This window comes from Streptomyces sp. NPDC032161, assembly GCF_040636995.1.
Lineage (GTDB): Bacteria > Actinomycetota > Actinomycetes > Streptomycetales > Streptomycetaceae > Streptomyces.
The window spans coordinates 41,480-55,002 of record NZ_JBEZVN010000028.1 but is presented as its reverse complement, the minus strand read 5'-3'; the positions used below and the strand labels follow the sequence as shown (position 1 = coordinate 55,002).

Genomic DNA, 13,523 nt, shown 5'->3' with positions numbered 1-13,523 from the left:
CGTCTCCACATTGACGAATCCGCACTGTGGAATTGACGGATCCGTACTGCGAAATTGACGAGTCTGTACCGCGACATTGACGACCGTGCGGGCATGACACCATCGGACCGTGCTCGACATCGGCTACTCCCTCTCCCGACGCTTCCCCGACCCCCCGCAGACCGACTACCGCCGCGCGGACGTCCACGCCCTGCGGCACGACCTGTTCTGCGGGGACGTCTATCTCGCCGACACCGAGGTCGACCGTGAACTGTCCACAGCCTGGGGATGGGTGCCGGTACTCGACTTCGCGTGGGCCCTGTGCGACATCGTGGAGCAGCTCGACCGCGACCCGCGCGGCAGCCGTTCGCACCAACGGCAGTTCGCCGAGCTGGATTTCACCGAGTCGTCCGACCGCATGCTCTTCGAGCGCCGTTTCGGCTGGGTGGACGTCGAGGCCGACTGGATGCCCGGTGACGAACCCCCGCTCACTTTCAACCACGCGCTGCTGCGCCGGGAGGCCCGCGACTTCCTGCACGACCTGATCGCGGACCTCGCCGACATGCACGAAGGGCTCGCCGACAACCCCGCGATCTGGGACCTCCAGGCCCGCTTCCCCCGCATCTGACCCACCCCTGTGCCGGACCCGGCCCCGGCCCGACCGGGTCGGACGCCCGGCCCGGTGGCGGACACACGTCCACGCGCTACGCCTCCACGCGCACCCCTATCTGCGCCGCGAACGCAGGCGCCAACTCCATCAGCTGGGCCGGGCTGATCACCGCACCCGACAGCCGCTCCACTCCCCTGGCGATGTCCAGTTCCGCGACCGTCCGCAGATCCACCGACTCCATCCGTACGGAACTGAAGTCGGCACGCTTCAGCACGCAGTCGCGGAACTCCACCCGCACCAGGTGCGCCTCCCCGAAGTCCGGCTCGGACAGCACACAGCCCTCGAACACCACGTCCTTCAGCCGTGCCTTCCGCAGATTCAGGTAGTCGATCTTCCCGCCGCGCACCAGCACCCGTTCCAGCACGGCACCGTGCAACTGCACCCCGCCGAGCCGGGCGTCCGTCATCTCCACGTCGCGCAACGACGCCTCCGCGAGGTCGGTGCCGACCCCCCGGACACCCGTCAGCACCGAGTCGATGAAGCGGGCCCTGACCAGGTCCGTACGGTCCAGGGCGCAGCCGTCCAGCGCACAGTCCATGAACCGCGCGCCCGGCCCCGACCCATCCGCGAGGTCCGTCCCGTCGAAGCGCAGACCGTCGTAGTCCCCATCCGGCTCCAGGCCCTTCCCGTCGTACGGAACCAGCGGCGGCAGCCGTACCTCCGGCCGCCGGGCCGCCGCGACGGTGTCCTTCTTCCTGCTGCTGCGTGCCATGCCCCCATCGTGGACCACACCACTGACAATCACCGGTGACAATCACCAGTGCCAGGGAGTACCCCGGTGGGCGCCGGTCGGGTCCTACCGGACGCCGAGCTTCGCGAGCGCCTCGTCCGTCAGCCGGTACACCGTCCACTCGTCCTGCGGCCGTGCCCCCAGCGACTCGTAGAACGCGATGGACGGGGCGTTCCAGTTCAGCACCGCCCACTCCAGACGCTCGTAGCCGCGCTCCACGCAGATCCGTGCCAGCTCCGTGAGCAGTGCTTTCCCGTGCCCGCCGCCGCGCCGCTCCGGCCGTACGTACAGGTCCTCCAGGTAGATGCCGTTCACTCCGCGCCAGGTGGAGAAGTTCAGGAACCACAGCGCGAATCCGACGACCTCGCCGTCGTCGTCCGACTCGGCGATGTGTGCGTACGCGGCGGGGCGCTCGCCGAACAGCGCCTCGCGCAGCTGCTCCTCGGTGGCCTTCACCTCGTGCAGGGCCTTCTCGTAGTCGGCCAGTTCACGGATCATGGCGTGGATGGCGGGGACATCGGCGGGGGTAGCGGTACGAATCATGGAGGCAGCGTAGAACCGACGCGTGCCGGACCACACCCGACGGCCCACACCGGACGTCACCGCCACGCCGGTCCGAACCCGATTGTCCGCGCCCGAAGTCACCGCCCCGCAGGTCCGCAGCCACCGGCCCACACCCGGTGCCCCGCACCCGACGGTCCACGCCCTCTCATCCCCGCCCCAGCAGCAACCGGGCGATCTCGACCTGTTCCGGTTCCAGCCGCCGCTCCCCGTCCGAGACGGCCCACAACCCGTTCTGCAGGAGCCGCCCCAACGTCCAGGCGCGCGCCCGTTCCCGCTCCCGGTCGAGGCCCAGCGCCTCCGTCATCAGATCGAACCGCCACCGCACCGCCGCCGCGTCGAACCGGTTGACCAGCGCCGGAAGCAGCTCGAACCCCGGATCGCCGACCAGCGGTTTCGGGTCGATGGCCACCCAGCGGTCGTCGGCCGTGCGGTGATCGACAGCTCCCCACCCGCCCCGCCCCGGTTCCCGGTCCGGGCCCCGTTCCCGGTCCTGGAGCGCCGCACCACAGTCCGCCGCCCCACCCGCCAGCACGTTCCCGTAGTGCAGGTCCCAGTGCAGCACCCGGTCCCCGGGCTCCCCCGCGACCTCCCGCACCGCCGCCGCGCAGTCGGCCAGCAACCGCCGCTCCGCCTCGTCCGACAACGCCTCCACCGCGCCCGGTGCCTCCTCCAGCATCCGCGCCACGACGTCCCCGAGCCGCCGCAGCCCGCATCCGGCCGGAGCCGGTACGGACGACAGCCGGGCCAGCAGCTCCGCCAGAACGCGGACCGCCTCCCGCTCGTCCGCCACTCCCGCCAGCGGACGCCCGCTGTCCAACCGCTCCAGCAGCATCGTCCCCGTCGCCGGGTCGTGGTCGAGCAGTTCCACGGCCCCCGCGCCCGCCTCGCCCCACACCCGCAGCGCGACCGGCTCGCCCGCCGTCTCCTCGTCCACCGGCTGGAGCTTCAGCGCCGCCGGCCGGCCGTCCGCCTCACGCACCACCGGTAGCACCAGCGCGCACATCCCGTGGAGAGCCGCGCCGTCCGGCCGGAGCCCCCACCGTTCCAGGAACTCGGCCGCCCTCCCCGGCAGCGCCGCGAGAAAAGCCCGCCCGGTCTCCCCGTTGTACTTGGACTGGGTGGCGATCAATGCGTCCGGAATGTCGATCACGCGGACGATCGTAGAGCCGTGCGTCAATCGGATATGGCCCCCAGCAGCCCCGCCCCGCCCGGTCGGCCGGGCCCCGCTCCACCCGACCGGCCGCGCACCACCGCCGGTTCGCGGCCCCGCGGCGTCGGCTCATGGCTCTACGGCGTCGGCCCGTGGATCCGCAGCGCGCCCGGCACCTACCTATGGCTGACCGCGCTCGTCGTCACCACCGTGATCATCCATCAGATGTCCCCGGACTTCGAGGAGGCCTTCCTGCGCCGACGGTCCACCAACCTCCATGAACTCTCCGAGGACCCCGTACGGGTACTGATCGCCAGTGCCTTCTGGACCGACAACGGCCTGTGGGCGCCGTACGCCGTCCTCTACACCGTCTTCCACGCCCGCGCAGAACGATGGCTCGGCACCCTGCGCTGGCTCACCGTCACCGCCGCGGCGCACGTCCTGGCCACCCTCGTCAGCGAAGGCGTACTGGCCTGGGCCATCAGGCACGGGTACGTGACGCCGACCGCCACCAATACGCTCGACATCGGCGTCAGTTACGCGCTCGCGGGTGTCGTCGCCGTCCTGACCTACCGGGTTCCGTCGCCCTGGCGGCACGTGTATCTCTTCGCCGTCGCCGTCTTCTACGGCCTCCCGCTCATGAGTGGCCGCAGCACCTTCACCGACCTCGGGCACTTCACCGCCGTACTCATCGGCCTGGCCTGCTATCCGCTGACCCGGGGCCGGGCCCGGGACGAGAGCCAGGATGAGAGCCAGGACGGGGACGGGTCCCGGCCCCGGAGCCCGCGCCGCGAACGGCCCCGCCACCCGTCGGGCAACCAGCCCCGCCATTCCGACCAGTCCGAGCAGCCCAACCGGTCCAGCGACGAATCCAACGACGAGTCCAACGATGAGTCCCACGACCGGCCCGACTACCCGTCCCCGCACGGGACGGGAAGCCCTCCGGCGCAGTAACGTCCGCCCCGGCGCAAGCCGGAAAGCCCCCCACCACCACAGCCTTCACACCGGACGAAGCAGGGACAGCAGGGACAACATGAGCACCGTCAGCACCGTCAACGGCGGCATATCCTTCTGGTACGCGGACCGGGGCACCCCCATCGCCCGGGAACCCCTCCCCGGCGACAGCACGGCCGATGTCTGCATCGTGGGCGGCGGGTACACCGGACTCTGGACCGCCTACTACCTCAAGAAGGCCGTCCCCTTCCTCAACATCACCGTCCTCGAAGCCAAGTTCTGCGGCTACGGCGCCTCCGGACGCAACGGCGGCTGGCTCTACAACGGCATCGCCGGGCGTGACCGCTACGCGAAGCTCCACGGCCACGAGGCGGCCGTCCGGCTCCAGCAGGCGATGAACGACACCGTCGCCGAGGTGGTGCGCGTCGCCGCCGAGGAGGACATCGACGCCGACATCCATCAGGGCGGGGTCCTCGAAGTCGCGTATACACCCGCCCAGTTGGCCCGCCTCAAGGACTTCCACTCCGTGGAGATCGCCTTCGGCGAGACCGACCGCGTGCTGCGGGGCGCCCGCGAGACCGCCGAGCGCGTCAACGTCACCGGAGCCGTCGGGTCCACCTGGACCCCGCACGGCGCGCGGCTGCACCCGGTCAAGCTCGTCACGGGCCTGGCCGCGACCGTCGAGGCGCTCGGCGTCACCATCCACGAGTCGACGCCCGTCACCACCATCGAGCCCAAGCACGTCCGTACCCCGTACGGCACCGTCCGCGCCCCGTACGTCCTGCGGTGCACCGAGGGCTTCACCGCGAACCTCAAGGGCCACAAGCGCACCTGGCTCCCCATGAACTCCTCGATGATCGCCACCGAGCCGCTTCCGCGGTCCGTCTGGGACGCCATCGGCTGGGAGGGGCGCGAAACCCTCGGCGACATGGCCCACGCCTACATGTACGCCCAGCGCACGGCCGACGACCGCATCGCGCTCGGTGGACGCGGCGTCCCGTACCGCTACGGCTCGGCCACCGACAACGACGGCCGCACCCAGCCCGCCACCATCGAGGCGCTCCGCGACATCCTCGTCCGGCTCTTCCCCGTCGCCGCGGGCGCCCGCATCGACCACGCCTGGTCCGGCGTCCTCGGCGTGCCCCGCGACTGGTGCGCCACCGTCACCCTCGACCGTTCCACGGGCCTGGGCTGGGCCGGCGGCTACGTCGGCTCCGGCGTCGCCACCACCAACCTCGCCGCCCGCACCCTGCGCGACCTGATCCAGCAGGACTCCGGCCAGTCGGGCCCCACGGAACTGACCACCCTGCCCTGGGTGGGGCACAAGGTCCGCAAGTGGGAGCCCGAGCCCTTCCGCTGGCTCGGCGTCCACGGCATGTACGCCGCCTACCGCGCCGCCGACCGCCGCGAACTCACCTCGCCCCGCCCCGGCACCGACCCCATCGCGAAGGCCGCGGACCGACTGGCCGGGCGGCACTGAACGTCCGGAGAGGAGCGGACACGGACGAACGGGCATCCGCCACCGAAGTGGCGGATGCCCGTGACGCACCCTCATTGCGCGCTCTGTGCGTCCTCGATACGGCGGCCCTCGAAAAGGGCCCCGGAAAGGACGAGCTCAGACCCTCAACAGGGAGGCCCTCAACAGACCCGCACCGGAGCCCCCCGAGGGCCCTTGGCGCGCGGGGCCCTCGTCACGCGCGGAACTCAGGCCTTGCTGGTGCAGATCGCGTCGTACGGACGGCCGGGGCTCGGGAACAGCTCGATGGGGTTGTCGGTGCCGGACGGACATTCCTTGGCCGTCTTCGTCAGGGCGAGCACCTTGAACACGCCGCCGCCCCCGTTGCCACAGGGCACCTCCTTGGCCTGGTCGTTCACGCAGTCGCCCTTCACCAGCTGGCCGCCGCCCGCCCCGGCGTCACCGGGGTGGTCGCCGGACAGGTTCCGGCCGCAGACGGTCTTGCTGGGGATGCCGCCGGTGCTCTGGCTCGAACCGAAGGAGATCTTCACGGAGATGATCACGTCGGTGCCGGCCGGGCACTGGATCGAGTCGGCGAAGATGGCGCCGTCCTTGATCTCAAGGGCCTTGATCGTCGCCTTCGGGTCATCGCACTCCAGGGCCTGGTAGGCGTCCTTCGACTCCTTCGCGTCGGGCCCGGCGCAGTCGCCGACCTTCCAGTCCTTGGCCTTGCGGGTGCCGCCCGAGGCCGCGTCGTCCAGGGCCTCCTTGCCGCATGCCGTACCGGCCCCCAGGACGAGCGCGACGAGCAACGCCGCCTTCGAGCAGTCCAGGAGAGCCCTGCGGGGACCGCGCCGCCGTACGGGAACGTCCTCCTCCGTTCCGCTGCTCAGGGATCGCGTGATGCCGTGGACTGTCATGCCGCTCCTTGGATTCGAGTACGTGGCGAGCCCGCGCGGCGCTTGTCATGCCCGCGTGCAGTGGCTCGCGCGCGTAAGGACGACATAAACGTCCGCCGTGGTTCCCGGGTGCGGAAGACTGTGCTTCGCACGCGGAGAGGCAAGGGAACGGGGGGCGTATGACGACCTGGGGACTGGTCATGGAGACCACCGTGGGCGGCGGGGAGCGCAAGCACATCGAGACATACGTGCTGGCACACATGGCGGGAACCCGCGAGGACGCCCTGCTGGAACTGGAACGGCGGGCCCGGGTCCACACCCCGACACACCCCTGGAACCCGAAGCGGCGCCGACTCTTCCGGAAGAACGACGGTTTCCTCCTGGTGATCGACGGCACCTGGCAGTCGTACAGCACCCGGTTCACGGTGGCGGAGCTGCTGGAGGACAGCGCCGCGCCCGAACCCGAACCGGCGCGGGAGCCCGAGCCGACGCAGGAACCGGAACCGGCTCCTGACCCCGAGGCCGAACCCGAGGCCGAAACACCTCCCGCCCCCGCCCCTTCACCCGCGGCCACGCGAAAGGACGCGAGGCGGCGGCGTGCGGAGCATCCCGCGGAGGAGGACGTGGCACGGTACGCGGACGGGGTGCCCGTGCGGCCTGCCTGGCTGGGCCGCGCCGATCTGCCGTGACGGCGGCTGCTCCGTCGCGACGGCCGCTCGGCGATGCCGGCTCGGCCGCCAAGACGGCCGACGGCCGTGGAAGCCGGGTGCCGCGGGAGCCGGCTGCCGTGCCCGTCGGGACGCGGGGCGCCCACGTCCGGTCCTGCCGGGTTGACCTGATCGGGCGTACCGGGGCCCCGCCACGCTGCCGGGAGCCGGACGGCGACCGACGATGAACGGGACGCGCGTCCGCCGCACCCCGTACGGGTGCGGCCGGCACGGCCCGGAGGCGGTCATGGAGGCGGTCATGGAGTTCGACGTGACGGTGGAGATCCCCCGTGGATCCCGCAACAAGTACGAGATGGACCACGCCCTGCACCGCATCCGCCTGGACCGGATGCTGTTCACATCCACGAAGTACCCGGCGGACTACGGCTACATCGAAGGAACGCTGGGCCGCGACGGCGATCCGCTCGACGCGCTCGTCCTGGTCGGCGACCCTACGTTCCCCGGCTGTGCCATCGAGTGCCGGGCCGTCGGCATGTACGTCATGAGGGACGAGAAAGGCCCCGACGAGAAAGTGCTGTGCGTACCGGCCCACGATCCGCGCTACGCCGCCGTGCAGGACATCGACGACATCCCCCGTTTCGACACCCTGGAGATCACCCACTTCTTCGAGGTCTACAAGGACCTCGAACCAGGCAAGTCCGTCGAGGGTTCCCACTGGGAGGGACGGGACTCGGCGTACGCGGAGATCGAGGCGTCACGCGGACGCGCCCGACGCGCCGGGGCCGAGGGGCGTACGTGACATCAGCCCCGCACTGCGGGGACGGGGCCGCGGGGAACGGCGAAGTCGGTGAGCACCGCCGCGCCGGGCGTGAGCCCGGCCCCGCCCCGGGTACCCGGCAGCGCCAGTACCGCGAACGCGGCGGTCGGGAACTTGGTACGGGCCCGCGCGAGCGCCTCTTCGTCGCCGCCGCCCGCGAGGGACAGGACGAGTTCCTGCACCCCGGGCTGGTGCCCGACCAGCAGCACCGTCCGGCCCGGCGCCGGGCCGCCGCGACCGTCACGGCCGCCACGCGTGAGCACGTCGTCGAGCACCTCGTGCAGTACGCGGAGAAGGTCGGACGCGCTCGCGGCGTACACCCTCGGCTCGTACACCACGTCCGGTTCGGGCGCGCCCGAACCGGACGCGAACAGCTCCGTCGCGACCAGATCCCAGGTCTCCCGGGCGCGCCGGGCGGTCGAGCAGACGACCACGTCGGGCACGCACCCCGTCTCGTACAGTCGGCGCCCCGCCGCCGGGGCATCACGACGGCCCCGGCCCGCGAGCGGCCGTTCGTGATCGGGGACACCGTCCGGCCAGGCCGACTTGGCATGTCGCAGCACGATCAGCCGACCGCCACCGCTTTCGGGCCCGGCACCGAACTCGGACCCTTCAGTCGCTTCAGTCGCTTCAGTCGCTTCAGTCGCTTCAGTCGCTTCAGTCGCTTCAGTCGCTTCGGGCACATCTACCACCCCTGCCACCCCGGTCACTCCAGACATCCGGTGAACCGGAGATAGGCGTGGCGCGCGTCCGACACCAGTTGGTCGGCCTCCCCGCGGCTGCCGCAGCCCGTCACCCGGTACGCGGTCCCGGGCGACAGCCGGCCGAGCGCCGTCGCCCACACGTCGGGCTCCGCGTGCCAGCGGCGCAAGTCCGTGGCATCGACCAGGTCGATGAAGGGCTCGGCCTCGGCGACGCACAGCACTTCGTCCACGTCATGACGTCCGTCGTTCAGATGCAGCAACGCCACCGGCCAGGCCGCCACCTCGTCGCCCGGCCGGGCCGGCTCCCGCATCAGGACCAGGGTCCGTACGGACCGCCCGTCCGGGTCCAGGGTGTCCTCGACGCGTCCCTCGCCCACGGGCCAGCCGTCGGCACCGCCACTCGCTTCCGGCCCGTCCGACGCGTCCGGGACATCAGGCGGGGAGAACCTGGCGGAGGACCTGGCGAAGGACCCGCTGGATGAACCAACAGAAGAACCGGCAGAGGAACCGCCGGACGAACCCCTGGACGAACCGATGGACGAACCGATGGTCGACTCGACCTCGACGGTGATGCGTGACACCGCTGCCCACCTCCCGCGACGCCGGACGACCGGCTCGTACGGCAGACACCCGCGCCGCACCGGCGCGGTCACGGCAAGCCTCGTCGCCAGGCGAATTCCAGTGTCCCGCGCCCGTACGGCCGGAACAACCACCGCTCCCCCTCACCGCGCCGAGCCGTACGGGCGGTGCCGCGGCCCGGCAGGAGAACCGCGGCGGCGCCCGGTAGGCTGGTCCGAGCGGTGTTCCCAGCGGTGATCGCGTAGTCACGCGGTCTCCTGCCCCACCGCACGGCGGTGGGACCCGCCGTACCCGAACCGCGGCGACGCCGCCGCCAACGGTCCCTACTTGCGACGCGCACCGAACGTTCCCGTGCCCGGCGAGTAGGAGACACGCATGGAAGATCCCCGGACCCCGACCCCGATGCTGAACGAACCCGTCGACCCCGACGTCGACCTCCGCGTACCCGACGGTCGGCGCAAGGACTCCCGGCTGTCGCGACAGGGCCCGGTGGTGGCCGTCGTGGCGGTCGGCGGCGCCGTGGGGGCGACCGCGCGGTACGGGGCCTCGCTGCTGTGGCCCACGGCGACCGGCGCCTTCCCGTGGACGACCATGACCGTCAACGCCGTCGGCTGTGCGGTGATCGGGGTCTTCATGGTGGTCATCACCGACGTCTGGGCGGCCCACCGTCTCGTACGCCCCTTCTTCGGCACCGGCGTCCTCGGCGGCTTCACCACCTTCTCCACCTACGCCGTCGACATCCAGCGCCTGGTGGACGGCCGGGAGACACGCACCGGCCTGGCCTACCTGGCCCTCACCCCGGTCGTCGCCCTGACCGCCGTATGGCTCGCGGTCGCGCTGACGCGCCGCGTCATCACGTGGAGGCAGCCATGAGGCTCACCGGTTCCGCACTGCGCGTCACCGTGTTCATCGGCGAGATGGACATGTGGCACCACAAGCCCGTGTACACCGAGATCGTCCACCGGGCCCGCGAGGCCGGGCTGGCTGGCGCCTCCGTCTTCCGGGGCATCGAGGGGTTCGGGGCCTCCTCCCTGATCCACACCGTCCGGCTGCTGTCGCTGAGCGAGGACCTGCCGGTCGCCGTCGTGATCGTCGACACCGAGGAGCGGATCCGGGCCTTCCTGCCGCAGCTCGACGAGCTCGTCGCCCAGGGGCTGGTCATCCTCGACGACTGCGAGGTCATCCGCTACACCGGCCGCGATCGCAGGGGCCACGACAAGACCCGCCACGGCAAGGAGGAACGGTGAACTGGCTGCTCGTGATCGCGGGTGCCATGGTCGGAGCGCCACTGCGCTACCTCACCGACCGCGCGGTCCAGTCGCGGCACGACAGCCTCTTCCCATGGGGGACCTTCACCGTCAACATCTTCGGGTGCCTGATCCTCGGACTGCTCACCGGCGCGGCCGCGGCCGGGGCCGCCTCCTCCGAGGCGCAGCTCCTGCTCGGCACCGGCCTGTGCGGGGCGCTGACGACGTACTCGACCTTCTCGTACGAGACGCTGCGCCTGGCCGAGGACGGAGCCCGCTTCTACGCGGCGGTCAACGTCCTGGCGAGCACGGCCGTCGGACTCGGAGCCGCGTTCACCGGTGCGACACTCGCCCGCGCCCTCTGGGGCTGACCACGCCCGAGCGGTGCAGCGGAAGCGAACGATGGAAACGGTAGAAATGGGGCATGCCCCAAGGAGAGCCCGGAACCGCGGACGTGGACGCCGTGGACGCCCTCGTCGACACCTCCAACACCACCGACACCACCGACACCTCTGACACCTCTGACACCACCCATTCCTCCGACGTCGACGACGTCGACGCGGTGACCCGGGCGGTCGTCACGGCGTCACGGGTACTGGTCGCGGTGGCGGCGAACTCGCTCGCCGAGGTCGAGGAGCGGGTGACCCTGGCACAGTTCCGGATGCTGGTGGTGCTGTCGACACGCGGCGCGACCAAACTGGTGAGGCTCGCGGAGCTGTTGCGCGTGTCGCCCCCGACCGCGATGCGCATGGTCGACCGACTGATCGTCTCCGGCCTCGCGGACCGGCAGGTCAACCCCGGCAACCGCCGTGAGACCCTGCTCCGGCTCACCGACGAGGGCCGTCGCACCGTCGAGCACGTCACCGCCCGGCGCCGCCGTGAACTCACCACGATCGTCGCGCGCCTCGCCCCCGCCCGACGCACGGCCCTCGTCGGCGCGCTGACCGCCTTCAACGAGGCAGCCGGTGAACCCTCCGCCCCGGGCCCGGAGGCGGACGCCCCGCATCCGCTCGGCTGGGCGGACCTCCCACCGGCGTACGGAACCCCGCCGCCGTCCACGGACGGCCCCGCGCCGACGGCACCGGGCGACGGCGAGGCTCCCGCTCGCCCCACCGGGCACTGAAGGCCTACCGGGCGGACCACCCGAAGCGGCGCGCGGCACGGCCACCATGCCGAATGCGTGCCCCTTCCGCCCGTCGACGCGGCCGTCGCCGTTTGCCTCCCCAGCGGAGTGCGTCGGCGAGGTGTACGGCGGACGCGCAGGGCGAGCGGAAGAATCCCGATCAGGAGGGCGAGTGCGGCATACCCCCAGGTGAGCGCCGTGATGGAGGCGATGGAGGCGACCAGGAGCGGGCCTCCCGCGTCGCCGAGTTCCCGGCCGAGTTCGGCAGCCCCCATGGTCTGCCCCATCCACTCCTCGGGGGTGGTGGCCGCGAGGGCGGCGAAGCCGAGCGGAGTGATCAGGCCGGTGCCGATCCCGATGAGAACGGCGGCCGCCAGCAGCCCGGCCACGCCCGACAGCAGGGCGGCGGCGAGTCCGCACGCGGTCAGCAGGAGCCCCGCGGCCGTCCCGGAACGCACCGTCAGCCGCCCGTCGTCCAGCGCCCGCCCGGCCCAGGGCTGGACGAAGGCCGCGCAGGCCGCCAAGGCGGAGACGGCGACACCGGTGGCCAGGGGCGACAGCCCGTCGGCGGCACCGGAAAGGGGCAGGAACCCCACGCCGACCGACAGGGCGGCGGTCGCGGCGGCCAGCGCGGCGACCGGCCGCAGGAAGACACCGTCGGCCAGCCGCCGGGCCAGCCCCAGGAGGATCTGACGGGCCTTGGGCAGCGGCGGCACGGCGGGCACCATGAGCGCGGCCCACACCACGACCGCGGCGGCCAGCACCATCAGCACGCAGAACAGCGGCGTCAGCCCTCCCGTCCAGACGAGGACACCGCCGAGGAGCGGGCCGGCGGTGTAGCCGATGCTCTTGAAGAACCCGTAGGAGCCGGACGCGCGGCCGTGCTTCGCCTGCGGATTCAGCCGGGTGACCATCACGGAGGCGGCGGGAGAGAACGCGGAGGCCGCGGCCCCCTGCCCCAGCCGGGCGGCCCACAGCCATCCCGGATCACGGACCGCGACGAACACGGCGGAGGCGGCGGAGGCGGCGGAGGCGGCGGAGGCGGAGGCGGCGGTGAGGTTCCCCCGAGATGCGGGGCGATGTGACAGCAGGTCAGGTGAGACTCACAGAGGGAAGCCCTGCTGATGCCTGCCTTGAGGAAGTACCCGCTGGAGTTGCGTGAGTGTGCGATGCGGGTGTACCGGACCGCTGAGCCGAAGCCCGTGATCCAGCAGAGCCAGGTACGCGATCGCCTCGCCCCCGTCGGCGAGCATCACCGCCAGATTGACAAGAAGGTCTTCGACAAGCGTCTGCCCAACAGCGAGCCCAAGCTGCGGGCCGTCTTCGACAAGCCGACCGCGAAGAGATGGGCATGGTGGTGCCGTGGGAGACGCGGCGGTACCAGCAGGTCCACAGCCGGCCCTCCCAGTGGTCGAGGCATTCACGCTCCGAACTGGCCCTTCCCTTGCCAACGCCAGGGCCCGGCGCGGGCAAGGCGACTTTCACCTCGCTCGCACCGGGCCGATCAGGCCCCGGGCGTCCTGCGCCCGGTTCACGCGTCAGGACTTGCCGCGCGCCATCCGCCTTCTGGCGATCAACAGGGCCGCTCCGCTGAGCAGGGCGATGAGCGCGAGCCCGACGGCAACCATGATGTCCGCTCCGGTGGAGGCCAGGAATCCACCCTGCTTCGTCCCCGACGTGCCACCCGCTACTGGCGGCATGCCGGGCGTCGACTGCGGCGGTACCGGGGACTCCGGGTCCGGTCCCGGCCCGGGTTCGGCCGGGTCCGGGGACGACCCCGAGGGGGAGGGATCCGGCGACGGAGACGAACTCGGCTCCGGGGACGACGACGGCGTCGGCGACACCGAGGACGACGGGGAAGGCTCCGGCGTCACCGTCTCAGTCGGGGAAGCCGTCGGGGAAGGCTCCCCCGTCTCGGAAGGCTCCGCCGTCGGGGACGGGGAAGCCGTCTCGGAAGGCTCCACCGTCGCGGAAGGCTCCGGA

Annotated in this window: 15 protein-coding genes and 3 pseudogenes; 10 read left to right on the top strand and 8 right to left on the bottom strand. The window is 71.8% G+C overall.

Annotated elements, in window-relative coordinates; genetic code table 11:
- Positions 1–109: 109 nt before the first annotated feature.
- On the top strand, positions 110–607 hold the full coding sequence (locus AB0E67_RS29265; RefSeq protein WP_362032090.1) for a hypothetical protein: 498 nt from the start codon (positions 110–112) through the stop codon (positions 605–607).
- 76 nt (positions 608–683) lie between these two features.
- Here AB0E67_RS29265 and AB0E67_RS29260 read toward each other — a convergent pair whose 3' ends face one another.
- The 3 genes from AB0E67_RS29260 to AB0E67_RS29250 form a co-directional block, all read right to left on the bottom strand.
- Entirely contained in the window at positions 684–1,361 is a 678-nt protein-coding gene (locus AB0E67_RS29260) for a pentapeptide repeat-containing protein (RefSeq protein ID WP_362032088.1), read from the bottom strand.
- A gap of 84 nt (positions 1,362–1,445) precedes the next feature.
- The gene (locus AB0E67_RS29255) at positions 1,446–1,958 is read right to left on the bottom strand and encodes a GNAT family N-acetyltransferase (protein ID WP_360111354.1); all 513 of its coding nucleotides are present in this window, start codon (positions 1,956–1,958) and stop codon (positions 1,446–1,448) included.
- A 130-nt stretch (positions 1,959–2,088) separates the two neighbouring features.
- On the bottom strand, positions 2,089–3,093 hold the full coding sequence (locus AB0E67_RS29250) for an aminoglycoside phosphotransferase family protein (protein WP_362032086.1): 1,005 nt from the start codon (positions 3,091–3,093) through the stop codon (positions 2,089–2,091).
- A gap of 33 nt (positions 3,094–3,126) precedes the next feature.
- On the opposite strand from AB0E67_RS29250, the pseudogene AB0E67_RS29245 reads away from it, so the two are divergent.
- Positions 3,127–3,813, top strand: a pseudogene (locus AB0E67_RS29245) (rhomboid-like protein); the annotation flags it as partial.
- 313 nt (positions 3,814–4,126) lie between these two features.
- Positions 4,127–5,527 carry an FAD-dependent oxidoreductase gene (locus AB0E67_RS29240; RefSeq protein ID WP_362032084.1) on the top strand — a complete coding sequence of 467 codons (1,401 nt, stop codon included), beginning with the start codon at positions 4,127–4,129 and terminating at the stop codon, positions 5,525–5,527.
- A gap of 224 nt (positions 5,528–5,751) precedes the next feature.
- Here the strand turns inward: AB0E67_RS29240 and AB0E67_RS29235 are convergent, their stop codons facing one another.
- Positions 5,752–6,423: a hypothetical protein gene (locus AB0E67_RS29235; protein ID WP_362032082.1), complete on the bottom strand. Its 672-nt coding sequence runs from the start codon at positions 6,421–6,423 to the stop codon at positions 5,752–5,754.
- 158 nt (positions 6,424–6,581) lie between these two features.
- On the opposite strand from AB0E67_RS29235, the gene AB0E67_RS29230 reads away from it, so the two are divergent.
- Together AB0E67_RS29230 and AB0E67_RS29225 are read left to right on the top strand one after the other, a co-directional pair.
- Complete coding sequence (locus AB0E67_RS29230) at positions 6,582–7,091, top strand: hypothetical protein (protein WP_362032081.1); 510 nt, start codon at positions 6,582–6,584, stop codon at positions 7,089–7,091.
- A 277-nt stretch (positions 7,092–7,368) separates the two neighbouring features.
- Complete coding sequence (locus tag AB0E67_RS29225) at positions 7,369–7,869, top strand: inorganic diphosphatase (protein ID WP_362032114.1); 501 nt, start codon at positions 7,369–7,371, stop codon at positions 7,867–7,869.
- Between the two features lie 2 nt (positions 7,870–7,871).
- On the opposite strand, the gene AB0E67_RS29220 is transcribed toward AB0E67_RS29225, so the two are convergent.
- Both AB0E67_RS29220 and AB0E67_RS29215 read right to left on the bottom strand, forming a co-directional pair.
- Positions 7,872–8,450, bottom strand: a complete 579-nt coding sequence (locus AB0E67_RS29220) for a histidine phosphatase family protein (RefSeq protein WP_362032079.1) — start codon at positions 8,448–8,450, stop codon at positions 7,872–7,874.
- Positions 8,451–8,593: 143 nt separating this feature from the next.
- Positions 8,594–9,172, bottom strand: a complete 579-nt coding sequence (locus AB0E67_RS29215) for an inorganic diphosphatase (RefSeq protein WP_362032077.1) — start codon at positions 9,170–9,172, stop codon at positions 8,594–8,596.
- A gap of 400 nt (positions 9,173–9,572) precedes the next feature.
- Here AB0E67_RS29215 and crcB (AB0E67_RS29210) point away from each other — a divergent pair, with 400 nt between their 5' ends.
- The 4 genes from crcB (AB0E67_RS29210) to AB0E67_RS29195 all read left to right on the top strand — a co-directional run bounded on the left by crcB (AB0E67_RS29210) (position 9,573) and on the right by AB0E67_RS29195 (position 11,540).
- On the top strand, positions 9,573–10,043 hold the full coding sequence (crcB, locus tag AB0E67_RS29210) for a fluoride efflux transporter CrcB (protein WP_362032112.1): 471 nt from the start codon (positions 9,573–9,575) through the stop codon (positions 10,041–10,043).
- Complete coding sequence (locus tag AB0E67_RS29205) at positions 10,040–10,417, top strand: DUF190 domain-containing protein (RefSeq protein ID WP_362032075.1); 378 nt, start codon at positions 10,040–10,042, stop codon at positions 10,415–10,417. Before crcB (AB0E67_RS29210) ends, AB0E67_RS29205 begins: the two co-directional genes overlap by 4 nt.
- The gene (crcB, locus tag AB0E67_RS29200) at positions 10,414–10,788 is read left to right on the top strand and encodes a fluoride efflux transporter CrcB (RefSeq protein WP_362032073.1); all 375 of its coding nucleotides are present in this window, start codon (positions 10,414–10,416) and stop codon (positions 10,786–10,788) included. The genes AB0E67_RS29205 and crcB (AB0E67_RS29200) overlap by 4 nt, the downstream gene beginning before the upstream one ends.
- Positions 10,789–10,979: 191 nt before the next feature.
- Entirely contained in the window at positions 10,980–11,540 is a 561-nt protein-coding gene (locus AB0E67_RS29195; protein WP_362032110.1) for a MarR family transcriptional regulator, read from the top strand.
- A 146-nt stretch (positions 11,541–11,686) separates the two neighbouring features.
- Here AB0E67_RS29195 and AB0E67_RS29190 read toward each other — a convergent pair.
- Positions 11,687–12,547 (bottom strand): annotated as a pseudogene (locus tag AB0E67_RS29190) (MFS transporter); the annotation flags it as partial.
- Positions 12,548–13,078: 531 nt separating this feature from the next.
- Positions 13,079–13,240, bottom strand: coding sequence for an LPXTG cell wall anchor domain-containing protein (locus tag AB0E67_RS29185; protein WP_362032071.1), 162 nt, complete (start codon positions 13,238–13,240; stop codon positions 13,079–13,081).
- On the opposite strand from AB0E67_RS29185, the pseudogene AB0E67_RS29180 reads away from it, so the two are divergent.
- Positions 13,239–13,523: pseudogene (locus AB0E67_RS29180) on the top strand (hypothetical protein); the annotation flags it as partial. The gene AB0E67_RS29185 and the pseudogene AB0E67_RS29180 overlap by 2 nt on opposite strands.

Bases quoted from the DNA above. Each gene is read 5' to 3' on its own strand.
- AB0E67_RS29230 (WP_362032081.1), top strand. From the start codon at position 6,582: ATGACGACCTGGGGACTGGTCATGGAGACCACCGTGGGCGGCGGGGAG.
- AB0E67_RS29235 (WP_362032082.1), bottom strand. From the start codon at position 6,423: ATGACAGTCCACGGCATCACGCGATCCCTGAGCAGCGGAACGGAGGAG.
- AB0E67_RS29240 (WP_362032084.1), top strand. From the start codon at position 4,127: ATGAGCACCGTCAGCACCGTCAACGGCGGCATATCCTTCTGGTACGCG.
- AB0E67_RS29260 (WP_362032088.1), bottom strand. From the start codon at position 1,361: ATGGCACGCAGCAGCAGGAAGAAGGACACCGTCGCGGCGGCCCGGCGG.
- AB0E67_RS29225 (WP_362032114.1), top strand. From the start codon at position 7,369: ATGGAGTTCGACGTGACGGTGGAGATCCCCCGTGGATCCCGCAACAAG.
- AB0E67_RS29185 (WP_362032071.1), bottom strand. From the start codon at position 13,240: ATGCCGCCAGTAGCGGGTGGCACGTCGGGGACGAAGCAGGGTGGATTC.
- crcB (WP_362032112.1), top strand. From the start codon at position 9,573: ATGCTGAACGAACCCGTCGACCCCGACGTCGACCTCCGCGTACCCGAC.
- AB0E67_RS29205 (WP_362032075.1), top strand. From the start codon at position 10,040: ATGAGGCTCACCGGTTCCGCACTGCGCGTCACCGTGTTCATCGGCGAG.